Annotated in this window: 25 protein-coding genes; 19 read left to right on the top strand and 6 right to left on the bottom strand. The window is 65.5% G+C overall.

The window, feature by feature from the left end; translation table 11 throughout:
• Positions 1-38 precede the first annotated feature (38 nt).
• Genes G6N44_RS06615 through G6N44_RS06605 form a run of 3 tightly spaced genes read left to right on the top strand, consistent with a single transcriptional unit; the run spans position 39 to position 1693 of the window.
• Entirely contained in the window at positions 39-638 is a 600-nt protein-coding gene (locus G6N44_RS06615) for an Rv1363c family protein (protein ID WP_163662229.1), read from the top strand.
• Positions 639-646: 8 nt separating this feature from the next.
• Positions 647-1150, top strand: coding sequence for an Rv1363c family protein (locus G6N44_RS06610; RefSeq protein ID WP_163662227.1), 504 nt, complete (start codon positions 647-649; stop codon positions 1148-1150).
• Positions 1151-1204: 54 nt separating this feature from the next.
• Complete coding sequence (locus G6N44_RS06605) at positions 1205-1693, top strand: CAP domain-containing protein (RefSeq protein ID WP_163669677.1); 489 nt, start codon at positions 1205-1207, stop codon at positions 1691-1693.
• Between the two features lie 45 nt (positions 1694-1738).
• Here the strand turns inward: G6N44_RS06605 and mntR are convergent, their stop codons facing one another.
• Positions 1739-2464 (bottom strand): manganese-binding transcriptional regulator MntR, encoded by a 726-nt coding sequence (gene mntR / locus G6N44_RS06600; protein WP_163662225.1) that lies wholly within the window; start codon positions 2462-2464, stop codon positions 1739-1741.
• Positions 2465-2544: 80 nt separating this feature from the next.
• Here mntR and G6N44_RS06595 point away from each other — a divergent pair, with 80 nt between their 5' ends.
• From G6N44_RS06595 to bla, 6 genes are all read left to right on the top strand, one after another.
• Positions 2545-3531: a bifunctional riboflavin kinase/FAD synthetase gene (locus tag G6N44_RS06595; RefSeq protein WP_163662223.1), complete on the top strand. Its 987-nt coding sequence runs from the start codon at positions 2545-2547 to the stop codon at positions 3529-3531.
• Positions 3532-3628: 97 nt separating this feature from the next.
• A complete protein-coding gene (gene rpsO / locus G6N44_RS06590) occupies positions 3629-3898 on the top strand; it encodes a 30S ribosomal protein S15 (protein WP_163662220.1) in 270 nt (89 codons plus the stop codon).
• A gap of 10 nt (positions 3899-3908) precedes the next feature.
• A complete protein-coding gene (lppU, locus tag G6N44_RS06585) occupies positions 3909-4409 on the top strand; it encodes an LppU family putative lipoprotein (RefSeq protein WP_425561212.1) in 501 nt (166 codons plus the stop codon).
• Between the two features lie 303 nt (positions 4410-4712).
• Positions 4713-6995 carry a polyribonucleotide nucleotidyltransferase gene (locus G6N44_RS06580; protein WP_163662216.1) on the top strand — a complete coding sequence of 761 codons (2283 nt, stop codon included), beginning with the start codon at positions 4713-4715 and terminating at the stop codon, positions 6993-6995.
• A 29-nt stretch (positions 6996-7024) separates the two neighbouring features.
• Positions 7025-8314 carry a M16 family metallopeptidase gene (locus tag G6N44_RS06575; RefSeq protein ID WP_163669676.1) on the top strand — a complete coding sequence of 430 codons (1290 nt, stop codon included), beginning with the start codon at positions 7025-7027 and terminating at the stop codon, positions 8312-8314.
• An 18-nt stretch (positions 8315-8332) separates the two neighbouring features.
• The gene (gene bla / locus G6N44_RS06570; RefSeq protein WP_163662214.1) at positions 8333-9217 is read left to right on the top strand and encodes a class A beta-lactamase; all 885 of its coding nucleotides are present in this window, start codon (positions 8333-8335) and stop codon (positions 9215-9217) included.
• A 24-nt stretch (positions 9218-9241) separates the two neighbouring features.
• On the opposite strand, the gene G6N44_RS06565 is transcribed toward bla, so the two are convergent.
• Together G6N44_RS06565 and ald are read right to left on the bottom strand one after the other, a co-directional pair.
• Positions 9242-9793, bottom strand: coding sequence for a DUF4334 domain-containing protein (locus G6N44_RS06565; RefSeq protein WP_163662212.1), 552 nt, complete (start codon positions 9791-9793; stop codon positions 9242-9244).
• A 55-nt stretch (positions 9794-9848) separates the two neighbouring features.
• On the bottom strand, positions 9849-10976 hold the full coding sequence (gene ald, locus G6N44_RS06560) for an alanine dehydrogenase (RefSeq protein ID WP_163662210.1): 1128 nt from the start codon (positions 10974-10976) through the stop codon (positions 9849-9851).
• Between the two features lie 93 nt (positions 10977-11069).
• Here ald and G6N44_RS06555 point away from each other — a divergent pair, with 93 nt between their 5' ends.
• Positions 11070-11582, top strand: a complete 513-nt coding sequence (locus G6N44_RS06555; RefSeq protein WP_163662208.1) for an HTH-type transcriptional regulator AldR — start codon at positions 11070-11072, stop codon at positions 11580-11582.
• A gap of 21 nt (positions 11583-11603) precedes the next feature.
• On the opposite strand, the gene G6N44_RS06550 is transcribed toward G6N44_RS06555, so the two are convergent.
• Positions 11604-12368: an META domain-containing protein gene (locus tag G6N44_RS06550; protein ID WP_179964488.1), complete on the bottom strand. Its 765-nt coding sequence runs from the start codon at positions 12366-12368 to the stop codon at positions 11604-11606.
• Between the two features lie 227 nt (positions 12369-12595).
• Here G6N44_RS06550 and G6N44_RS06545 point away from each other — a divergent pair, with 227 nt between their 5' ends.
• From G6N44_RS06545 to G6N44_RS06520, 6 genes are all read left to right on the top strand, one after another.
• Positions 12596-12931: a WXG100 family type VII secretion target gene (locus tag G6N44_RS06545; protein WP_163662206.1), complete on the top strand. Its 336-nt coding sequence runs from the start codon at positions 12596-12598 to the stop codon at positions 12929-12931.
• Positions 12932-12948: 17 nt separating this feature from the next.
• The gene (locus G6N44_RS06540) at positions 12949-14787 is read left to right on the top strand and encodes a TNT domain-containing protein (protein WP_235682962.1); all 1839 of its coding nucleotides are present in this window, start codon (positions 12949-12951) and stop codon (positions 14785-14787) included.
• Positions 14788-15520: 733 nt separating this feature from the next.
• Entirely contained in the window at positions 15521-16258 is a 738-nt protein-coding gene (gene dapB / locus G6N44_RS06535) for a 4-hydroxy-tetrahydrodipicolinate reductase (RefSeq protein ID WP_163662196.1), read from the top strand.
• Positions 16255-16725 (top strand): hypothetical protein, encoded by a 471-nt coding sequence (locus tag G6N44_RS06530; protein ID WP_163662194.1) that lies wholly within the window; start codon positions 16255-16257, stop codon positions 16723-16725. Before dapB ends, G6N44_RS06530 begins: the two co-directional genes overlap by 4 nt.
• A complete protein-coding gene (locus G6N44_RS06525) occupies positions 16722-17177 on the top strand; it encodes a flavodoxin family protein (RefSeq protein ID WP_163662192.1) in 456 nt (151 codons plus the stop codon). The genes G6N44_RS06530 and G6N44_RS06525 overlap by 4 nt, the downstream gene beginning before the upstream one ends.
• An 11-nt stretch (positions 17178-17188) precedes the next feature.
• On the top strand, positions 17189-17653 hold the full coding sequence (locus G6N44_RS06520; RefSeq protein ID WP_170309440.1) for a hypothetical protein: 465 nt from the start codon (positions 17189-17191) through the stop codon (positions 17651-17653).
• A gap of 7 nt (positions 17654-17660) precedes the next feature.
• On the opposite strand, the gene G6N44_RS06515 is transcribed toward G6N44_RS06520, so the two are convergent.
• Entirely contained in the window at positions 17661-18578 is a 918-nt protein-coding gene (locus tag G6N44_RS06515; RefSeq protein WP_163662190.1) for an HpcH/HpaI aldolase/citrate lyase family protein, read from the bottom strand.
• 57 nt (positions 18579-18635) lie between these two features.
• Complete coding sequence (locus G6N44_RS06510; RefSeq protein WP_163662187.1) at positions 18636-19373, bottom strand: dienelactone hydrolase family protein; 738 nt, start codon at positions 19371-19373, stop codon at positions 18636-18638.
• A gap of 42 nt (positions 19374-19415) precedes the next feature.
• Between G6N44_RS06510 and G6N44_RS06505 the strand changes: the two genes are divergently transcribed.
• Genes G6N44_RS06505 through G6N44_RS06495 form a run of 3 tightly spaced genes read left to right on the top strand, consistent with a single transcriptional unit; the run spans position 19416 to position 21950 of the window.
• Positions 19416-20216 carry a thymidylate synthase gene (locus G6N44_RS06505; RefSeq protein WP_163662185.1) on the top strand — a complete coding sequence of 267 codons (801 nt, stop codon included), beginning with the start codon at positions 19416-19418 and terminating at the stop codon, positions 20214-20216.
• Positions 20213-20704 carry a dihydrofolate reductase gene (locus G6N44_RS06500; protein WP_163662183.1) on the top strand — a complete coding sequence of 164 codons (492 nt, stop codon included), beginning with the start codon at positions 20213-20215 and terminating at the stop codon, positions 20702-20704. Before G6N44_RS06505 ends, G6N44_RS06500 begins: the two co-directional genes overlap by 4 nt.
• A gap of 46 nt (positions 20705-20750) precedes the next feature.
• Positions 20751-21950 (top strand): winged helix-turn-helix domain-containing protein, encoded by a 1200-nt coding sequence (locus G6N44_RS06495; RefSeq protein WP_163662181.1) that lies wholly within the window; start codon positions 20751-20753, stop codon positions 21948-21950.
• Positions 21951-21969 lie beyond the last annotated feature (19 nt).

Below are 21969 nucleotides of genomic sequence, written 5' to 3'. Positions count from 1 at the left end.
GAGGCCTCGAACCGGCCGCGTAGTAAAGGAATTGACATATGGCTGTAGCTGTTGACGACACCGAGGTGTCCCTGGACGAGGTGGAATCCGTTGTCCTACCAGATGAGTCGCCCGAAGATGAACTGGCCGCGGAGGCCGAGTCGCCGATCCGATCGCGTTCGGCACTTCTTCGGGCCCTGGCTCTGGGATCGACGATGACGGTGGTCGTCGGTGGCCTCGTCGGTTGGCTCGGGTACCAGGTCAACCGGTCGCAGACCGTCGCGCAGACCCAGGCGCGATTCCTCCAGGCGGGCAGGCAGGCCGCGGTGAATCTCACCACCATCGACTTCGTTTCGGTGGATGCCGATATCCAACGGGTGCTGGACTCGGCAATCGGTGACTTTCACGACGACTTTCAGCAGCGGTCGAATGCGTTCGCCGATGTGGTCAGGCAGGTGCAATCCAAGAGTGAGGGAACCATCGCCGAGGCCGGCATCGAGTCCGTCGCGGACGGTTCCGCTCGGGTTCTGGTCGCCGCGTCCGTGCGAACGTCGAATGCGGGCGTACCGGAAGGGCAAGCGCGGCACTGGCGGATGCGGATCACCCTCGAGCAGGTCGGCGACGAGATCAAGGTGTCGAATGTGGAGTTCGTACCGTGAAGGCGTGGATGAAGAGTCGGGGTCGGGTTTCTCGGTCGGCGCCGATGGTGATCTACCTGCTGGTGCCGATCATGGCTCTGGTGCTCACAGTGGTCGCCGGATACGTGAAGTGGCAGCATGATTCGCTGCGTGCAGGTCAGATCGCGTCAACCGAGTCGGTGCGCGCAGCGAGCGACGCGACCGTCGCGATGCTGTCGTACGCGCCCGATACCGTGGAACAGGATCTGCGACGCGCACAGGAGAATCTCGTCGGTGATTTCCGCGAGGCCTACACCTCGCTGACCGAGGATGTCGTCATCCCGGGTGCCAAGGAGAAACAGATCTCGGCCGTGGCCACCGTGGCTGCCGCGTCGTCGGTGTCGAGCACCGCTGACCATGCCGTCGTCCTGGTCTTCGTCAATCAAACCACCGTCGTCGGATCCGATGCGCCCAGCGACACCGCCTCGACCGTGACGGTGACTCTCGACAAGCGGGACGACCGGTGGTTGGTTTCCGGCTTTGAACCGCGCTGACCGGCGAGCGAAGGAGAGCATCCGATGACACCCCCGAAACCGGCAGTCCGGACCATGCCGACACAGCCCAGCATCCTGCTGTCGGTGGTGCTGTTACTCGGCGTAGCAATCAGTTTCGCCGCCCTACCGCAGGCGAACGCCGACAACCGACGGCTCAACCGGGGTGTGGTGAGCAATGTCTACACGGTTCAGCGTCAAGCCGGCTGCACCGGCCCGCTCGGGGTCAACCCGCAGCTGCAACTGGCCGCGGAATGGCACACCCGTGACATCCTGACCAACCGGGCCTTGGCGGCCGACGTGGGCTCCGATGGTTCCACGCCCCAAGTCCGGGCCAGCGCCGCCGGATACCGCGGTTCCGTCGCCGAGACCGTCGCCATCAACCCGTCGTTTGCCATCAGTGGTCTCGAGCTGATCAGGAAGTGGTACGACGACCCAGACTCCCTCGCGATCATGCGGGACTGCGCGTACACCCACATCGGGGTCTGGTCCGAGCACAGCCCGGACCGCACCGTCGTGGTGGCCGTCTACGGCGCGCCTGCCTGACAGTAGGGCCGCACGACACCCGCCGGCCGCCATCACCGGATGAGGTCAGCTCGCGACGACCCAGATCGCCTCGGCGGCCGGATTGCCCAGCTCGACCTGGATGCTCGCGTCATCTACGCCGGTGGCCGCGTCACCGGTCTTACCCGGACTTTGTACGGCCACCGAGATCACACCGGCGAAATCACGTCGTGCGAGCACCCGGACCCGGGAGTCGAGGTTGATGCCGACGCTGTCGAAATAGCGCAACATCTCCGGATCGGCATCCGAGATGCGGGCCACCGTTCCGGCGTCGCCGTCCTGACAATCCGACAGCTGGCGGGCCGGTGGGGTGGGTACCTGGCCGTCGGCGGCCGGAATCGGATCGCCGTGCGGATCGCGGGTGGGGTGACCCAGCTTGGCGTCGATCCGGTCGAGCATCCGGTCGGACACCGCATGTTCGAGGATCTCGGCCTCGTCGTGCACCTCGTCCCAGCTGTAGCCCAGCTCCTGCACCAGGAAGGTCTCCATCAGCCGGTGTCGGCGAACCATCGCCAGCGCCGCGCGTCTCCCCGCATCCGTCAGCGTCACCGCGCCGTACTTCTCGTGGTCGACCAGGCCCTGGTCGGCGAGTTTTCGGATGGATTCCGACGCCGTGGATGCGGACACGCCGATCCGCTCCGCCAGCAGTTTTGTGCTGACTTTCTCGCGAGACCACTCCTGGGCTGTCCAGATGACTTTGAGATAGTCCTGAGCAACCGTGGAGAGGTCTTGATGGTTACCGTCTGGACTCACAGTAGGAAAGTTTAGGCAATGATCACCTCATCGGGGGATCTAGAGCAGACCGCGTCGCGCTCGGGTCGTAGGCTGATCGCGTGCAGCGCTGGCGTGGGCAGGACGAGATCCCCACGGACTGGGGCAGGTGTGTAGTCACCATCGGGGTGTTCGACGGGGTTCACCGTGGACACGCGGAGTTGATCAGCCATGCGGTGAAGTCGGGCCGATCACGCGGAGTGCCGGTGGTTCTCATGACCTTCGACCCCCATCCGATGGAAGTGGTGTTTCCGGGGAGTCACCCGGCACAGTTGACGACGTTGACCCGGCGGGCCGAGCTGGTCGAGGAACTCGGTGTCGACGTCTTTCTGGTCATGCCGTTCACCTCTGACTTCATGAAGCTCACCCCCGAGCGTTACATCCACGAGTTGCTGGTGGAAGGCCTCCACGTGGTCGAGGTCGTGGTGGGGGAGAACTTCACCTTCGGCAAGAAGGCCGCCGGGAATGTCGCGATGCTGCGGCAGGCGGGGGAGCGGTTCGGCTTCGCGGTCGAGAGCATGTCGCTGGTCACCGAGTCGCTCGATGCCGAGCACCGCGACGAGCGGGTCACGTTCTCATCGACCTACATCCGGTCGTGTGTCGACGCCGGCGACGTCGTGGCGGCGGCAGAAGCACTGGGCCGACCGCACCGCGTCGAGGGCGTGGTGGTGCGCGGCGAAGGGCGGGGCCGGGTGCTGGGCTTCCCGACCGCCAACGTGGCCCCGCCGATGTACTCGGCGATTCCGGCCGACGGCGTCTATGCCGCCTGGTTCACCGTGCTGGGCCACGGCCCGATGGTGGGCACCGTGACGCCGGGCGAGCGGTATCAGGCCGCGGTGTCGGTGGGCACCAACCCGACCTTCTCCGGGCGTACCCGCACGGTCGAGGCATTCGTGCTCGACACCGAGGCCGACCTGTACGGGCAGCATGTGGCGGTCGATTTCGTCTCCCGGATCCGCGGGCAGGCAAAGTTTGATTCGGTCAAGGATCTGGTGGTCGCGATGGAGGCGGACACCGACCGGGCCCGCGCGATTCTGGCTGCGCAATAGCAACTGATAGACTTTGCCCCGATCCGGTGCATGCTGCAGTCCGCGGTGGCTGTGCCGAGAATATGTTCGCGGGACTGAAATTGATGGAGTTACCTTCGTGGCGCTTACTGCCGAGCAGAAAAAAGAAATCCTGACCAGCTACGGTCTGCACGAGACCGACACCGGTTCGCCGGAGGCCCAGGTCGCCCTGCTGACCAAGCGGATCACGGACCTGACCGAGCACCTCAAGCAGCACAAGCACGACCACCACTCGCGGCGCGGTCTGCTGCTGCTGGTCGGGCGTCGTCGCCGGTTGCTGAAGTACGTCGCCCAGGTTGACGTGGCGCGCTACCGTTCGCTGATCGAGCGCCTGGGACTGCGTCGCTGACGCGGCGTCGGTGCCAAAACTTTCCGCGGCTGCCCCTCTGGGGGCAGCCGCGATACTTTTCCTCGGTGGATTGACCGGATGCGCGTCCGCGGCGGCCGCAGACATGAAGGCAGGGGACTGCCTGAAGATGAGCGGCACGTACGAGCACCCGGACGCCAGTCGGGTGGAGTGCGGCAGCAACGCGTCGAACTACAAGGTGATCTCGGTGCTTACCGGCGCTGACCAGTGCCCGGTTGACGTCGACACCTACTACTCGGTGCGCAGCGCGTTCAGCGAGGAGACCCAGACACTCTGTCTGGACATCGACTGGATCACCGGCGGCTGCATGAGCATCGATCCGGTGAACGACAAAGACCCGTATCGGGTGGACTGCGCGGATTCGTCTGCGCCGCACCGGCAACGGGCCACCGAGGTTCTGCACGGCGTGTCGAACGTCGATCAGTGCGCCAGCGGGGTGGGTTACGCCTACTCGGAACGCCAGTTCACCGTATGTGTGGAGGACGTGTCCTAGCTGGCACGGATGGCTGTTGGGCCGTTGCTGCCGTGTAGCATGAGGGCGTTCAGCGGCAGAAGTCTGCGCTGAACACAGGTGCGGCACCCGCGAACTGCGGGTGTTGTTCCTGCGAGTCATATCGGGCCCGTCTGGTCGGGCGGTCTTCGGTAGTGGCTGTCGGAACCCCGACACAGGGTCTATCCCTGGGGGCGCTTCCGGCCGCTTCGATCGACGGCCGTAGCCGTAACCAGGGTCCGTGGCGTATCGCCACCGTGACGCCGCGAAAACAGTTGAATGAATCGAAAGAGGCCAACGGACTCTATGTCTGTAGTTGAACTTGAAGACGGTGTGTTCGAATCCACCGCAATTATCGACAATGGGAGCTTCGGCACCCGCACCATTCGTTTCGAGGCCGGCCGGCTGGCCCAGCAGGCCGCCGGCTCTGTCGTCGCCTACCTCGACGACGAGACCATGCTGCTGAGCGCCACCACCGCCAGCAAGACGCCGAAGGACCACTTCGACTTCTTCCCGCTGACCATCGACGTCGAGGAGCGGATGTACGCCGCGGGCCGGATCCCCGGCTCGTTCTTCCGGCGTGAGGGCCGTCCGTCGACCGATGCGATCCTGACCTGCCGCCTGATCGACCGGCCGCTGCGCCCGTCGTTCGTCAGCGGACTGCGTAACGAGATCCAGGTCGTGGTGACCGTGCTGAGCCTGGATCCCAAGGATCTGTACGACGTGCTGGCCATCAACGCCGCCTCTGCGTCGACGCAGATTTCCGGCCTGCCGTTCTCCGGCCCGGTCGGCGGCGTGCGCGTCGCCCTGATCAACGATGCGACTGTCGGCACCGCCGACGGTGGCCAGTGGGTCGCCTTCCCGACCGTCGAGCAGCTGGAGAAGGCCGTCTTCGACATGGTCGTCGCCGGCCGCAAGGTGGGCGACGACGTCGCCATCATGATGGTCGAGGCCGAGGCCACCGAGAACGTCATCGAGCTGATCGCCGGCGGTGCCGGTGCGCCGACCGAGACGGTCGTGGCCGAGGGTCTTGAGGCGGCCAAGCCGTTCATCGCGGCCCTGTGCGACGCCCAGGCCGAGCTGGCCGAGAAGTCCGCCAAAGAAATCGCCGAGTACCCGCTGTTCCCCGACTACGCCGACGACGTCTACGACGCCGTGGCCGTGGTGGCGACCGAGGCGCTCGCAGAGGCACTGACCATCGCGGGCAAGCACGAGCGCGACGACCGCACCAACGAGATCAAGGTCGAGGTGCTCGAGCGTCTCGGCGAGACCTACGCCGGACGCGAGAAGGAGATCGGCGCGGCCTACCGCTCGCTGACCAAGAAACTTGTGCGCCAGCGCATCCTGACCGACCACTTCCGCATCGACGGCCGCGGTGTGACCGATATCCGCGCGCTCTCGGCCGAGGTGGCCATCATCCCGCGGGCCCACGGCAGCGCGTTGTTCGAGCGCGGCGAGACCCAGATCATGGGTGTCACCACGCTCGACATGGTCAAGATGGCCCAGCAGATCGACTCGCTCGGGCCCGAGACCTCCAAGCGCTACATGCATCACTACAACTTCCCGCCGTTCTCGACCGGTGAGACCGGCCGTGTCGGCTCGCCCAAGCGTCGCGAGATCGGCCACGGTGCGCTCGCCGAGCGTGCGCTGGTGCCGGTGCTGCCGAGCGTCGAGGAGTTCCCGTACGCCATCCGTCAGGTGTCGGAAGCGTTGGGCTCCAACGGTTCCACCTCGATGGGCTCGGTGTGTGCCTCGACCCTGTCGCTGCTGAACGCCGGTGTGCCGCTCAAGGCGCCGGTGGCCGGCATCGCCATGGGCCTGGTCTCTGACCAGGTCGACGGGGAGACCCGCTACGTGACGCTGACCGACATCCTCGGCGCCGAGGATGCTTTCGGCGACATGGACTTCAAGTGCGCAGGCACCAAGGACTTCGTCACCGCCCTGCAGCTCGACACCAAGCTGGACGGTATCCCGTCCAAGGTGCTGGCCGGTGCGCTGAGCCAGGCCAAGGACGCGCGGCTGACGATCCTGGACGTGATGGCCGAGGCCATCGACGCGCCGGACGAGATGAGCCCGTACGCACCGCGGATCACCACCATCAAGGTTCCGGTCGACAAGATCGGTGAGGTCATCGGGCCCAAGGGCAAGATGATCAACTCGATCACCGAGGAGACCGGCGCGTCGATCTCGATCGAGGATGACGGCACCGTGTTCGTCGGCGCCTCCAACGGCGAAGCCGCGCAGGCCGCGATCGACAAGATCAACGCCATCGCCAACCCGCAGCTGCCCAAGATCGCTGAGCGGTTCCTCGGAACCGTGGTCAAGACCACCGATTTCGGTGCGTTCGTGTCGCTGCTGCCGGGTCGTGACGGCCTGGTCCACATCTCGAAGTTGGGCCGTGGCAAGCGGATCAACAAGGTCGAGGACGTGGTGAAGGTCGGCGACAAGCTGCGCGTCGAGATCGCCGATATCGACAACCGCGGCAAGATCTCGCTGGTGCTCGTCGCCGAGGATCAGGCGGAGCAGGCTGACGTGGCCACCGACGGTGCCCCGGCCACGGCCGACGCCGCTGCTGCCGCCGAGTCCTGATCACCTCAGCTCGACACAAGGCGTTTGCACTGAATACCACTGAGGTCCGCCGGACAGATCTGCCCGGCGGACTCCGGGTGGTCACTGAGTACATCCCGTCGGTGCGTTCGGCATCCGTCGGGGTCTGGGTGGGTGTCGGTTCCCGCGACGAAGGACGAAGCGTCGCGGGTGCCGCCCACTTCCTGGAACACCTGCTGTTCAAGGCCACCCCGACGCGTAGCGCGGTCGAGATCGCGCAGGCTGTCGATGCCGTCGGTGGTGAGCTGAACGCGTTCACCACGCGTGAGCACACCTGCTACTACGCACACGTGCTCGACACCGACCTCGAACTCGCCGTCGACCTGGTGGCCGACGTCGTGTTGCGGGGTCGTTGTGCCACCGAGGATGTCGAGGTGGAACGCGACGTCGTCCTCGAAGAGATCGCCATGCGCGACGACGATCCCGAGGACAGTCTCGGCGACGTGTTCCTGACGGCGATGTTCGGCGATCATCCGGTCGGACGGCCGGTGATCGGCAGCGTCGAGTCGATCGAGACGATGACGCGCGCGCAGCTGCACTCATTCCACGTCCGCCGCTACACGCCCGAACGGATGATCGTGGCGGTGGCAGGCAATATCGACCACGACGTCGTGTTGTCGTTGGTGCGGCAGCATTTCGGTCCGCGGCTCGAAGCCGGGCGCACCGCGGTGGCTCCGCGCAAGGGCGCGGGACGGGTCGGCGGCAAGCCGTCGTTGCTCGTGGTCGACCGCGATGGCGAGCAGACCCACGTTTCGCTGGGTGTTCGTACGCCCGGCCGGCACTGGGGACACCGGTGGGCGCTTTCGGTGCTCAACACCGCACTCGGTGGCGGCCTGAGTTCCCGTCTGTTCCAACAGATCCGGGAATCCCGCGGCCTGGCCTACTCGGTGTACTCGACGGTCGATACCTTCGCCGACAGTGGTGCGCTCTCGGTGTATGCGGGATGTCAGCCGGAACGGTTCGACGAAGTGATCCGGGTGACCACCGATGTCCTGGAAGGCGTTGCCCGAGACGGGATCACCGCCGACGAATGCAGGATCGCCAAGGGCTCGTTGCGGGGTGGGCTGGTGCTGGGTCTGGAGGACTCTGGGTCGCGTATGCACCGGATCGGGCGCAGCGAGCTCAATTACGGTGAACACCGGACCATCGATCACACGCTGGCCCAGATCGAGGCCGTCACCCTCGAAGAGGTCAATGCGGTGGCGCATCAGTTGCTGTCGCGCGACTACGGTGCGGCCGTACTCGGTCCGCACCGATCGAAAAAGACTCTGCCGAAACAGCTTCAATCTATCGTCGGCTGAGCCGCTAAGCTGGGTCCGATGACGGGACTCTCGCGGCGCAATGTTCTGATCGGTTCGCTCGTGGCGGCGGCGGCCGTCGGTACCGGTGTGGGTAGCGCCGCACCGGCCTTCGCGACTCCGGTCGACGATCGGCTTGCAGAACTGGAACGTCGCGACAACGCCCTGATCGGTTTGTACGCGACCAATCTCGATTCCGGACGCACGCTCACGCACCGGCCCGACGAGATGTTCGCGATGTGCTCGACGTTCAAGGGCTATGCCGCGGCGCGGGTGCTGCAGTTGGCCGGGCGCGGGCAGTTGTCGCTGGACAACCGGGTGTTCGTCGACCCGGAGGCGATCGTGCCGAACTCGCCGGTCACCGAGACCCATGCCGGTGCCGAGATGACCCTGGCGGAACTGTGTCGGGCGGCGCTGCAGCGCAGTGACAACACTGCGGGCAACTTGCTGCTGAAAACCATTGGCGGGCCGGCGGGTATCACCGAATTCGCCCGCAGCGTCGGCGATGAGCGCACCCGGCTGGACCGTTGGGAGGTCGAGCTGAACTCTGCGATACCGGGTGACCCGCGAGACACCACCACCCCGGCCGCGCTGGCGATCGGATACCGGGCGATCCTGGCTGGTGACGCGTTGAGTCCGCCGCAGCGGCGCCAGTTGGAGGACTGGATGCGGGCCAACAAGACATCGAGCATGCGCGCCGGACTCCCGGACGGCTGGACCACCGCCGACAAGACCGGCAGCGGGGATTACGGCAGCACCAACGACGTCGGGATCGCCTACGGGCCCCACGGGCAGCGACTGCTGCTGGCGGTGATGACCCGGTCGCAGGCCGACGACCCGAACGCCGAGGGTCTGCGTCCGCTCATCGGTGAGCTGACGGCGCTGGTGCTGCCCTCGTTACTCTGAGTGCTCGGCGGATCCGGGCGGCTGTCAGGTCACGCGCAGCGAGTTGTCGCGCTGCAGGACGAAGAGGTACGGCGCGGGCGAGTTACGCAGATCCATCGCCCCGATCACTGCGTCGTCGGACAGGCGTCGGAACACGTCGTTGATCGGGAGTTGGTCATAGATCATGGTCGCGGTGTCGACGCCGCGGTAGCGGGTGGTGCGCAACCGGGCCTTGGCGCTACGGGTCTGCAACAGCGGACGCATTCTGGCGATCACCGGCGCCATCGAGAGGTTGCGTGTCAGCGGCAGCTTTGCCGACACCGCCTGACCTCCGAATGCCAGGGCCGGGTTGAGCGCCCACAGCGCTGTGCCGTCACTGGTGGGGAACAGCAGTGGGTGCACAGTCTCGGCATCGAGGAATTGCTTGCCCCACCAGCCGCTGGCGGCCAGCAGGCCATCCATCGGATGTCCGGTGGGTAATTCAGCGCCGTGCCAGGTGCCGAGCATGAACTCCGGTTCCACGGCGTCGGCAGCGTCGAAGATGTTGAGCGCCTCAGACGTGGTGGTCGGAACGGTGGGGAACAGTTGCTTCAACATGGCACCCACCGTACTTGACACCTGTCAAGTTTTGGCGAGTGTGTGATGTGGACGGCTACGACAGCAAGGCTGCCGGATCGGTGAACGGCATGCCGAGGTCGGCGGCGACCTGCTCGGACAGCAGTGCACCCTCGTGCGTCGACAGTCCCTTGGCCAGTGCCTGGTCGGCCGCGCAGGCGGCTTTCCAGCCTTTGTCGGCCAGCGTGAGGACATACGGCATGGTGGCGTTGGTGAGCGCGAACGTCGACGTGCGCGGCACGGCGCCAGGCATATTGGCCACGCAGTAGAAGACGGTGTCGTGCACGGCGAACGTCGGATCGTCGTGGGTGGTGGGCCGTGAATCCTCGAAGCAGCCACCCTGGTCGATGGCGATGTCCACCAGGACCGCACCGGGTTTCATGTGCGCCACGGTCGCGTTGGTGACCAACTTGGGGGCCTTGGCGCCCGGGATCAGGACCGCGCCGATCACCAGGTCGGCCTTCTTGACGGCGTCCTCGAGCTCCATCGAGGACGCGTAACGGGTTTCGATGCCGGCGTTGGTCTCGTTGTCGATCTTGCGCAGCGTGTGGATGTTCAGGTCGAACACGGTGACGTGAGCGCCCATGCCCTTGGCGATGCGGGCGGCGTGGTAACCGGCGACGCCGCCGCCGATGACGACGACCTCGGCCGGGGCGACACCGGGCACACCACCCATCAGGACGCCTCGCCCGCCGTGGCTCCGCATCAGGTGGTAGGCGCCCACCTGTGCGGACAGTCGGCCCGCCACCTCGCTCATGGGGGCGAGAAGGGGGAGGGCCACCGACCCGTCTGGCCCGGTGGTCTGCACCGTCTCATAGGCGATCGAGGTGGTGCCCGAGGCCAGCAGCGCGTCGGTGCATTCCTTGGATGCGGCCAGGTGCAGATAGGTAAACAGCGTCTGGCCCTTGCGCATGCGCGAGTATTCGGCGGCGATGGGCTCCTTGACCTTGAGGAGCAGTTCGGCGTCTGCCCAGACCTGGTCGGCCGTGGCGACGATCTCGGCGCCGGCGGCTTTGAAGTCATTGTCGGAGATGGTCGAACCTTCGCCCGCACCCGCCTGGATGATGACGTCATGACCGCGCCGGGTCAGCTCGGCCACGCCCGCCGGGGTGATCGCCACGCGATACTCGTTGTTCTTGATCTCGGCCGGGATACCGACGAGCATGATCGCTCCTTCAACATTGGGTGCTGAAAATAATTGTGAAGAACCTTCGGATGGCGGGCAATATCTCCGATGAAGATTCGCTAGAATGCGCGAATGTTAGAAGGATCATCACGCCTTCCGGAGCGTGTGACCGGTTCACCGAAGGATGTTCGGCCGGAGCTCGACGACGTGGACCGCCGTATCCTGCTGGCCTTGCATACCGATGCGCGCATGTCCAACAGTGCGCTGGCCGACGCGGTCGGTATCGCCGCGTCGACCTGCCACGGTCGGGTGCGCAGGCTGCAGGAGAGCGGGGTGATCCGGGGCTTCTACACCGACATCGATCCGGCGGCCGTGGGGCTCAGCCTGCAGGCGATGATCTCGGTGAGCCTGCAATCGAACGCGCGCGGCAAGATCCGTAACTTCATCGCCCACATCCGCACCCGGCCACAAGTGATGGACGTCTACTTCCTGGCCGGGGGAGACGACTTCATCCTGCATGTGGCCGCACGCGACACCGAGGACCTGCGGGCCTTCGTGGTGGAGAACCTCAACGCCGACGCCGATGTCGCCGGCACCCAGACCTCACTGATCTTCGAGCACCTGCGCGGAGCTTCTCCGCTCTGAGGTCACTGGGCGGCGCTGATGTCACTGCGCGCGCAGCACCAGTCCGTTGCCGTCGGCGCCGGAGAGCTTGAGTTCGTCGGCGTCGATGGCAGTCTGCACCGTGCCCTTGAGTACGCGCAGCACCGCCTGTTCGACCTCGGCAACCTCCGGTGGGCAGGCCATCCTGGTGGTGGCCAGTGGACCGAACTCGATGTCTGAACCGGAAACGGTTGCGTGGCCGGTGATCCGGTTGCAGCCGGTCGAACCGCTGACCGCACCGTCGTCGGCGATGGTCAGGGTGGGCTTGGACTGTTCGAGCGCGACCGACGTGGTGGCCGCCTGCGCGGACACCAGGGTGGTGACCTGCCAGGTGGTGCCGGTGAGCGGACGATCGGGTTTGACCACCTTCTTGTCGCGCAACGTGACGGCCGCGGCGTCCGTCCGCAGTGTCAGGTCGTCGCCTTCCAGGGACCAGGCCGGCTTGGCATCGAAGAATGTCGATACCCAGGCGTCGGCATCGCCGGCCGGCGGCGGGCAGGCCATCATCGTCATCGCGAGCTGGGTGGTGATCCGGCCGTCGGACAGGTCCGCGGTGCCCGAGCCTCGGTTGCAGCCGGCGAAGGTGCTGATCTGATTGTTGTCGAACCCGACCGTCAGTGGCCCGCCGCCGGGGATCTGGTCACCATCGACCTGTACCGATACGAATGTGCGACCGTTGAGGTCGGCATCGTCGGCGGCCGCGTTGTCGGAACACCCCACGAACGCGAGAACGGCAACGGCGAACGGCACGAGTGGGATCACACGCATGGCTCCACCGTAGGTGCTGGCTGCATCCACCGGAAAGGCAATCTCAATCAGGTTGGGTCCAGAGGTATTTCGCTGACAAGTCGTACCTCTGTCCTCTTGGTTCCCGGGCACGGGACCGAATCGGCGGAAGCTGTGTCGGAGCGACGGGTGGAATTCGTGTGCGGGGGTGGCACCGGGGGCTGATAAATTTGTCAGCAAACCGGGAGGGGCAAGCCCAGGTATCGGGTATGCGAGTTGGGGGTCTGTTGGGGGCGAACGAGTTGCGGGTCGATCCGACCGCTGTGTCGGCGGCGGCCGATCGTATCGATGCGGCTGCTGATGGCCTGCGGGCCGCACATGCTGCAGTTCATGAGCGTATCGCTGCCGCCCAGGCCGGCTGGGTTGGCACCAGCGCCGCTGCGCTGTCCGGCGCGACCGCGAAGTGGCAGGAACAGTCCGCGGCCAGCTACACCGAAATGATCGAACACGCCACGGACTACCGGACCGCGGCGGCCAGCTATACCAGCACCGACGAGGGCGAGGCCGCCGACGTCGAAGCCAAGGCTGCGGTGATGGGCCTGTAGGCACCATGACTCTGTCGATGGCCGATGTGGATCACTGGGACCCCGGTCAGATCGACGAAGTCAGTGATGCGCTTGTCGACCGGGCTCGCCACAGCGGAACGGCAGCCGACGAGCTGCGCGGGGCGCAAGCGATCGCCGAATGGGACGGGGAGGCCGGCGAAGCCGCCAAACAAGCGTTGGAGAAATCGGCCGTCGAGCACGACTCTTCGGCTCAAAACGATGTCCTGGCCGCCATGGCAGCAAAGAAATCGTCCGGGGATGTACGTGCCGTCAAGAGTCAGCAGAAAAGCATCCTAGAGGATGCCGCGGCCACCCCGGCAGTGGCGATCAACCTAGAGACCAACACCATTACCCCGCCCGACACCACCGGTTGGGAAGGCGAAGACGTCCAGCAACTGGCCGACAAAATGCGCGACCTGGAGGACCGCATCGTGGCCCTGCTGGCCGCCGCGCAAGAATCCGACGAGAACTTGAGCCGGGTGATGACTGCGGCAGGTGGTGGCGATCCGCAAAGCCCGGCTGAGCAGGGCGCCCGGGGCGCCGACCCCGCTGGCATGCTTTCTGAGCTGCAACACGCCACCGACCAGGCGATCGTCGATCAGATGGCCAAAATTCACGGGATACAGAAACAACTCGACGATGCCCTGAAGAACATGTACGTGGGCAGGCCTGGTAGCTCTGAGTTCGATACCGCCAACAACACCGCCCGCAAGTTAAGAGGTGAGCTGGCCACCGCGCTCAATGATCTCGGCAACATCCCGGACTATTCGCTGGTCGATCCGAAGTCGATCACCGTGTTCCCGGACGGCCATTTCCAGATCAACACCACAGAGAACGGCGTCCCCTACCAGGTGTACGGCCAACTCAAGAACGGCACCGGGGAATTCTTCGACCAAGCCAAGAGAACCGCCTACACCTTCAAAGGTGGCACGCTGGACAGCACCAACACACTTGCCTCAGGCAAAGTCACCCCCGACGACGAGCTACTGTTCAACGCGGTCACCACCGCAGTCGGCGCGCCCGAAGCCGTCTTGGCCGCCAAAGGACTCGGCCAAGCTGGAATCCATGGATTCAAAGCGCTTCTCGGACGCGAGGCATTTGAAAGCTTTGCGGGAGTCACCGGTGAGAATGTCATCCCCAAGGCACTCGTCGCGGCCGAGGCTCGCGCGGACGACGCCGCAGCAAACCTCGCCGGTCACCACCCGCCACCCACGCTTGACCGTCCCTCACCACCGCCGGTCGATAATCTAACGCCCGCGGCCGCTGTCCGCGAACAACCTCTACCAGGACCTGCGGGCGAGCACCCGACACCAGCGGGAAGCGTGGGCGAACATCCCGCGCCAGTCGCCGGCGGAGTAGACCATCATCCGTCTCCTATAGGAGCTTCCCCGGACGCGCCAGCGCCACTATCGCGGGATTCGCCACTCTTTGACGACTACCATCCCGCGGATCCGGGACCAGGCTTTACCAACGCTGACGGCGGACTGATCTACCCCGACGACAGCCTGCCCAGCAAGCCCTACGCAATACCTGGAACGGTCATCGACAACGCTGAGATACCGCAGGGAACTGTGGTGGACCGATTTGGTTACCCAGGAGGTTCGTGGATGTCACCGGACGGTGTTCCCTTCGCTGAACGCGCACTGCCACCAGGTAGTGCCGAAAAACCCTACTATCAATACGTCGTCGACGACCCCACGGCACTCCCGCCGGGATGGCACATTGAGCAATCGCAGGCAGCACCCTGGTTTCACCAACCCGGGGGCGGCACGCAATACCGTATTGTCGCGCCAGAAGGCGACGAAGCTTCGGTTGAGACCCTGGTTGATTGGGGTTTTCTGAAGGAGATGAGATAACTGATGGCGGACTTTTCTCGGCTTTCAAAAAGTTGGACTGAATGGACGAGTCTGGCTGGCATGACACATGTCTCAACTTGCACAGAATGCGACGATTCACAGGCCTACTTCAAATCCGACGATCAGTCTTTCTACATACAACGGGACGGTGTCTGGTGGGTGGTCGATACGGTCGATGATCGTGGACAGCGGCGCAATAATGTCGCCAAATTTTCGACATTCGACCTTTTGGAGAAATATCTCATCTGGCGATGGTCGTCCGTCACACGGAGCGCTATCGGCGCAAGGTCGTTGGGCAGAAATTTTCACTCTCTCGGCGTTAAGCCAGGAGTCGAGTTAACTGCGACGGACCGCGAGTATGTCGTTGAAATGCAGCTGACAGGCGGAACGGCGGTCCTACCCGCCTCGCAAGTGGGAGTATTCAGTCATGTGCTCGACATGCCTTTCGAAGAGGTGGATCACCTAATTCGCGAGGGTGTCGGTTAGCGTTCTCCCCCTCTGTCGGGGCCGAAATAACACGGACTGTGTCGCTGGTCTTGTCTCCGTTGCCGACAACGACGACCTGCTGGAATACGAGGTCCACGTCGACCTTGTAGGACATCGAGCTCAGTCCGAACGACTTGCACTGTCCGAGTCTTGGGGCGCAAGTGTCACCACCAAGTCTTCACGAACTGTCACCGATGTCTCGCGGGACAGCACCTCGCCGGCCACCCCGGGCAGTAGGCTCCCAACCATGCGAGTTGGTGTTCTCGGGGCTAAGGGCAAAGTCGGCGCGACCATGGTGCACGCGGTCGAATCCGCGGAGGATCTGACATTTTCGACCGGGGTCGACATGGGTGATCCGCTGACCCTGCTCACCGACACCAAAACGGACGTGGTCATCGACTTCACCCATCCCGATGTGGTGATGGACAACCTGAAGTTCCTCATCGACAACGGCATTCACGCGGTCGTCGGAACCACCGGCTTCACCTGGGAGCGCATCGAACAGGTCGAGGCGTGGCTCAAGGAGAAGCCCGAGTCCGCGGTGCTCATCGCGCCGAACTTCGCCATCGGCGCCGTGCTGTCGATGCACTTCGCCCAGCAGGCGGCGCGCTATTTCGAATCGGTCGAGATCATCGAGCTGCACCACCCGCACAAGGCCGACGCTCCGTCCGGTACCGCCGCACGTACCGCGAAGCTCATCGCCGAGGCGCGCAAAGGCATGCCGCCCAACCCGGACGCCACCAGCACCGGCCTGGAGGGAGCCCGCGGCGCAGATGTGGACGGTGTGCCGGTGCACTCGGTGCGGGTGGCCGGGCTGGTCGCGCACCAGGAGGTGCTGTTCGGCACGCAGGGGGAGACGCTGACGATCCGGCACGACAGCCTGGACCGGTCCTCGTTCGTGCCGGGCGTACTGCTGGCCGTACGGAAGATCGCCGAGCGGCCGGGTCTGACCATCGGCATTGAACCGCTGCTCGACCTGTCGTGAACGACGGCGCGCGGTCGCTGCGCATTCAACTGGTGATCGGCTTCATGTGCCTGGCGCTGATCGTCTACTTTCTGATGCTCGGGCGTAGCGCGTGGATCTTCATCACCTCGAGTGAGCCGGCCGCGATCGGGCTGGGCGTGGCACTGCTCGCGTTCCCGCTGATCGGCATCTGGGTGCTCGTCACCACGTTGCGAGCCGGTCTGGCGCATCAACGGCTGGCCCGCCTGGCCCGCGAACAGGGCATGGAGCTCGACGTCAGCGCGTTGCCGACGCGGCCGTCGGGTCGTATCGAACGGGACGCCGCCGACGCACTGTTCGGGACGGTCAAGGCCGAACTGGAAACCGACCCGGACAACTGGATCCGCTGGTACCGCCTGGCCCGTGCCTACGACTTCGCCGGCGACCGCTCCCGCGCACGCGAGACCATGCGCACCGCCGTGCGGATGCAGGAACAACAGCAGTCATGACCAAGACGCTGCTGGTGGTGCATCACACGCCGTCACCGGCGACGCGAGAGCTCCTGGAAGCAGTGCTGGCCGGGGCGCACGACCCGGACATCTCCGGGGTCGAGGTGCAGGCCAAGCCGGCGTTGGCTGCGACCGTCAGCGACATGTTGGTCGCCGACGGCTACTTGTTCGGCACCACAGCCAATTTCGGTTACATGAGCGGTGCACTGAAGCACTTCTTCGATACTGTCTACTACCCGAGCCTGGACCACGTAGCGGGGCGTCCCTACGGATTGTGGGTGCACGGCAACAACGACACGGTCGGCGCGGCAACGGCCGTCGACCGGATCGTGACCGGGCTGGCATTGACCAAAGCCGCTGACGTGCTTGAGATTAGGGGAGCGATCGACGCCCATGTCCGGGACCGGGCCTACGAGCTCGGCGGCACCCTGGCCGCGACCCTGATGGAGTGATGGAGGAGAAGATGCCGGGTATAGCCGAACTTGCACTCGGGGCCGCGCCCATCGCCGGCGGCGCCATGCTGGGTGTCATCGCGGGCAACCTCAAACCGCCGGATATTCGCGGCATGATCACCAAGGATCTCGATCTGTTGGACCGGCTACCCGCCGAGGATGTCGAACGGAAAGCGCGGCTCAAGGCCAGTATCGACGAACGAATCGACGGCTTGATCGACGCGAGTGACCGTAGTCGCGAGATCCGTGAAGCCGCGATGTCCTACCGCGGCAATTGGCGGGACATCGTCGTTTTCCTGTGTGCAGTGCTGTTCACCATCGTGTGGTGGAACGTCAGTCACAGCCGGACCAACTGGATGGTGATGTTCATCGCGATGATCATCGTGTCCGTCGCCGCGGGTATTTACGCGGGCCGCGGTGTGGCCCGCGCGATCAACACCTTCCTGCACCGCAACGACGCCAAACCGCAGGCGTAACGCGGCCTCAGTAGTGGTACGTGTCGGACGGGGCTGGCACGTGGTCCGGGTCGTCGCTGTACTCGGGTTCGTGGATGCCGTACGCCCTGGCCAGATCGAGGATCTTATTGGCCCGGGCGATACGGGGTAGGTCCGACCCGTTGCGGATCTCTCCGCCGTCACGCTGGTATTCAGCGAAAAACTCTCTGGCCCAGCTGATCTCGTCCTGGGAGGGGGCTAGGCCCTCGTTGACCGTCGGGCACTGGTCGGGCGTCAGGCAGATCTTGCCGGTCATACCGAACTCGGCCGAGACCGCCGTGGCCTCCGAAAGGCGCAGGGCACTCGAGCCCACGGTCGGTCCGTCGATGGCGCCGGGCAGTCCGGCGGCCTTGGCAGCGATGGTGAAGCGTGAGCGTGCGTACGCCAGCGTTGCCGGGTTGTCGCCGAACCCGGTGTCGCGCCGAAAGTCGCCGATGCCGAACGCGAGACGGAAGGCACCCTTGGCCGCGGCGATCTCGGTGATCCGCTCGAGGCCGCGGGCGGTTTCCACCAAGGCGACGATCGGCACATTCGGCAGTCGCCGGGCCGTCTCGGTGACGTGGTCCACCGACTCGACCATGGCCAGCATGACCCCGCCCACCGACGTGCCGGCCAGCACCTCCAGGTCATCGGCCCACCATGGGGTGCCGAAGCCGTTGATCCGGACCCAGTCGCTGTTGCCGTCGGCCAGCCAGCGGGTCACCTTCTCGCGTGCGGCCACCTTGTCCTTGGGGGCCACCGCGTCCTCGATGTCGAGGACGACGATGTCGGCGCGGGAGCGGGCGGCCGGGGCGAAGCGCTCATACTGCGCGCCGTTGACCAGCAGCCAGCTCCGGGCCAGGACCGGGTCGATGCGGAACCCCGGCTCGGTGGGGTAGGACTCGTCGGAAAAAGGCTGGTCGTACATACGTCAATCGTCGCCTACCCTCGCCGGGGCGAATCAGCCCGGGTCGGCGCACCGGGGTCAGCGCAGCTTTGCCCCGAAGAACCTCTCCATCGCGTCCCAATGCCGTTTCGCGGCCGCCTCGTCATACGGCGCGTTGTCCGGGACGGCGAAACCGTGTGCGGCCGCGTAGGTTTCGATGGTGTGCTCGACACCGGCGGCGGTGAGGGCATCATCGAGGGTCTTGGCCTGCTCAGCGGTGAACGACGCGTCGCCCTGCGCTCCGCCGACGTACACCGCAGCCTGCATCTGGTCGGCGAGCAGGTGCGGGCTGCCCGGATCGTCGGCGGCCAGCCCGCCGCCGTGGAATGACATCGCGGCCGCCACCCGGTCGGGTACCCGACCGGCGACCACCAGTGATGTCCGCCCGCCCATGCAATAACCGGTGGTACCGAACCTGTCCCCGCTGACCTCGGGCCGGGACTGCAGGTAGTCGAAGAACGCTCCCGCGTCGGCCGCCATGAACTCGGGGGTCACCTTCTTGATCATCGAGAACAGGCGCTGACGTTCGGCCTGGTCACCGAATACTGTGGCCATGTTGAACGGTGCCCAACCCGCGTCGCGGTAGTACATGTCGGGTACCAGCACGGCATAGCCGTAGTCGGCCAGTTGGGCGGCCATCTGGTCGAATGCGGCACGCGGCCCGCCCGCGTCGGGATACATGACGATTCCCGGCCACGGACCTGCGCCGTCCGGGGTGACAAACGTGACCGGGCAGGTCCCGGCGGGCGTGGTGATGGCGTCCTTTGTGGTCGGCATGGCTACCGTTCTACTCCCCGTGAGGGCACGTAAGCTGAGGGTGTGCCGATCCCGACGCCCTACGAGGACCTACTGCGGTTGGTGAGTGAGCAGGGGGTGCCGAAATCCGATCGCACCGGAACCGGCACCCGCAGCGTGTTCGGACATCAGCTGCGGTATGACCTGGCGGCCGGTTTCCCGCTGATCACCACCAAGAAGGTGCACACCAAATCGGTGATCTACGAGTTGCTGTGGTTTCTGCGCGGCGACTCGAACGTGCGGTGGTTGCAAGACCGTGGCGTGACGATCTGGGATGAATGGGCCAGTGAGACAGGTGACCTCGGCCCGGTCTACGGGGTGCAGTGGCGGTCGTGGCCGACGCCCTCGGGTGAGCACATCGACCAGATCTCGAATGCGCTGGATCTGCTGAAGCGTGACCCCGATTCGCGACGCAACATCGTCTCGGCGTGGAATGTCGGCGAGATCCCCCAGATGGTGCTGCCGCCGTGCCATGCCTTCTTCCAGTTCTATGTCGCCGACCAGAAGCTGTCCTGCCAGCTGTATCAGCGCAGTGCGGACCTGTTCCTGGGGGTGCCGTTCAACATCGCCAGCTACGCCCTGCTGACCCACATGATGGCCGCGCAGGCGGGGCTCGGCGTCGGTGAGTTCGTCTGGACCGGCGGGGATTGCCATATCTACGACAACCATGTCGAGCAGGTGGCCCTGCAGCTCAGCAGGGAGCCCAGGGCTTACCCAGAACTTGTTCTGGCTCAACGTGATTCGATTTTCGACTACGAGTATGAGGACATCGCGATTCTGAACTACGACCCACATCCGGCGATCAAGGCGCCCGTCGCTGTATGACCGGTGATCTTCGACGGCTGGCGCTGATCTGGGCGCAGTCGAGCACGGGCGTCATCGGCCGCGACAACGGGATTCCGTGGCGGCTGCCGGAGGATCAGGCCAGATTCAAGCAGCTCACCCTCGGACAGACCGTGGTGATGGGCCGGCGGACCTGGGAGTCCCTGCCGGCCAAGGTCCGTCCGTTGCCGGGTCGGCGCAACGTCGTCATCACCCGCAACCCCGGGTACGTCGCAGAAGGCGCCGAGGTACTGACCGGACTCGACGACGTCTTTCGGGGTTGGGTGATCGGCGGAGCGCAGATCTATGCCCAGGCCCTCCCGTTCGCCGACCGCTGTGAGGTCACCGAGATCGACATCGATCTGCCGCCCGCCGAGGGCGACGCGATGGCGCCGGTGCTCGACGATTCCTGGACCCGGGTCTCAGGGGACTGGCTGACCAGCGGCTCAGGGCTGCGCTACCGGTTCTGCAGCTACGTGCGGGCGCTGTAGCCCGCCGGCCTTCGCACTTGTCGGTCGCGTAGGGAACGATGGCGGCGTGGCTACCCTCACCACCGCGCAGGCCCGCCGCATCGCCGTCGCCGCACAGGGGTTTCATGACCCCAAACCCCGCGGCCCGGTCACCCGTGCGCATCTGCGTAAGTTGATCGCCCGGATTCAGGTGCTGCAACTCGACTCGGTTTCGGTGGCGGTGCGGGCGCATTACGCGCCGGTGTTCAGTCGGCTGGGACCGTACGACCGTGACACGCTGGACCGGGCCGCGTGGTCGCACAGCGCGCGTTCTCCGCGACTTCTGGTGGAGTACTGGGCACATGAGGCTGCGTTGATGGCGGTCGAGGATTGGCCGCTGCTGCGGTGGCGGATGCGGGAGTACACCCACGGCCGGTGGGGCACCGAGATCGTCCGGAAGAACCCCAGGCTGGCTGAGAACATCGTGGCTGCGGTCGCCGAGCTCGGGCCGTCCACCGCCGGCCAGATCGAAGCGCACCTGGAATCCGAGCCGCGCGGCCGCAAGGGACCGTGGTGGGACCGCAGCGAGACCAAGTGGGTGGCCGAGGCGCTGTGGTCCTCGGGAGTTCTGACGACGGCGACGCGCGTCGGCTTCGCCCGGCACTACGACCTCACCGAACGGGTGCTGCCACCGGAGGTGGTGGCCCGAACGGTCGACGACGAGGAGGCGGTTCGGGAGCTGGCCCTGCGCGCGGCCACCGCGCTGGGCATCGGCACCGAAGCCGACATCCGCGACTACTTCCGGATGGGGGCCAAACGGGTCAAGCCCGCGATCGCCAAGCTGGTGGCCGACGGGGAGCTTGAGCCTGTCGAGGTCGAGGGCACCCCGGCCTACCTGCGTGCGGGTCAGACGGTGCCGCGCCGTGACCGCGGGACGGCCCTGCTGTGCCCGTTCGACCCGTTGATCTTCTTCCGCCCCCGGGTGGAGCGTTGGTTCGACTTTCACTACCGCATCGAGATCTACACGCCCGCACCCAAACGCCAATTCGGTTACTACGTATGGCCGTTCCTGCTCGACGGGGAATTGGTGGCGCGGGTGGACCTGAAACGCACCGACGGGGCGCTACAGGTGCTGGGTGCGTACACCGAGGACGGTCAGGACCGGTTTCGGGTGGCCGATGCGTTGGCGGGGGAGTTGCGGTCGATGGCCGCGTGGCTCGGGGTGGACGACGTCACGGTCGGGCAGCGAGGCGATCTCGCCGGCGCGCTGCGCCGCGCACTGGAATGAGCGGCGGCGCAGCGGTAAC

The sequence above is a fragment of the Mycolicibacterium alvei genome, assembly GCF_010727325.1.
Taxonomy (GTDB): domain Bacteria; phylum Actinomycetota; class Actinomycetes; order Mycobacteriales; family Mycobacteriaceae; genus Mycobacterium; species Mycobacterium alvei.
The sequence above is the reverse complement of the archived record's forward strand: the minus strand, read 5'-3'. Positions and strand labels throughout refer to the sequence as shown.

Bases quoted from the DNA above. Each gene is read 5' to 3' on its own strand.
- G6N44_RS06605 (WP_163669677.1), top strand. From the start codon at position 1,205: ATGCCGACACAGCCCAGCATCCTGCTGTCGGTGGTGCTGTTACTCGGC.
- G6N44_RS06545 (WP_163662206.1), top strand. From the start codon at position 12,596: ATGCGAGTTGGGGGTCTGTTGGGGGCGAACGAGTTGCGGGTCGATCCG.
- dapB (WP_163662196.1), top strand. From the start codon at position 15,521: ATGCGAGTTGGTGTTCTCGGGGCTAAGGGCAAAGTCGGCGCGACCATG.
- ald (WP_163662210.1), bottom strand. From the start codon at position 10,976: ATGCTCGTCGGTATCCCGGCCGAGATCAAGAACAACGAGTATCGCGTG.
- G6N44_RS06550 (WP_179964488.1), bottom strand. From the start codon at position 12,368: ATGCGTGTGATCCCACTCGTGCCGTTCGCCGTTGCCGTTCTCGCGTTC.
- G6N44_RS06555 (WP_163662208.1), top strand. From the start codon at position 11,070: ATGTTAGAAGGATCATCACGCCTTCCGGAGCGTGTGACCGGTTCACCG.
- G6N44_RS06500 (WP_163662183.1), top strand. From the start codon at position 20,213: ATGACCGGTGATCTTCGACGGCTGGCGCTGATCTGGGCGCAGTCGAGC.
- G6N44_RS06565 (WP_163662212.1), bottom strand. From the start codon at position 9,793: ATGTTGAAGCAACTGTTCCCCACCGTTCCGACCACCACGTCTGAGGCG.
- G6N44_RS06610 (WP_163662227.1), top strand. From the start codon at position 647: ATGAAGAGTCGGGGTCGGGTTTCTCGGTCGGCGCCGATGGTGATCTAC.
- G6N44_RS06515 (WP_163662190.1), bottom strand. From the start codon at position 18,578: ATGTACGACCAGCCTTTTTCCGACGAGTCCTACCCCACCGAGCCGGGG.
- bla (WP_163662214.1), top strand. From the start codon at position 8,333: ATGACGGGACTCTCGCGGCGCAATGTTCTGATCGGTTCGCTCGTGGCG.
- G6N44_RS06540 (WP_235682962.1), top strand. From the start codon at position 12,949: ATGGCCGATGTGGATCACTGGGACCCCGGTCAGATCGACGAAGTCAGT.
- G6N44_RS06510 (WP_163662187.1), bottom strand. From the start codon at position 19,373: ATGCCGACCACAAAGGACGCCATCACCACGCCCGCCGGGACCTGCCCG.
- G6N44_RS06520 (WP_170309440.1), top strand. From the start codon at position 17,189: ATGCCGGGTATAGCCGAACTTGCACTCGGGGCCGCGCCCATCGCCGGC.
- G6N44_RS06580 (WP_163662216.1), top strand. From the start codon at position 4,713: ATGTCTGTAGTTGAACTTGAAGACGGTGTGTTCGAATCCACCGCAATT.
- G6N44_RS06525 (WP_163662192.1), top strand. From the start codon at position 16,722: ATGACCAAGACGCTGCTGGTGGTGCATCACACGCCGTCACCGGCGACG.
- G6N44_RS06615 (WP_163662229.1), top strand. From the start codon at position 39: ATGGCTGTAGCTGTTGACGACACCGAGGTGTCCCTGGACGAGGTGGAA.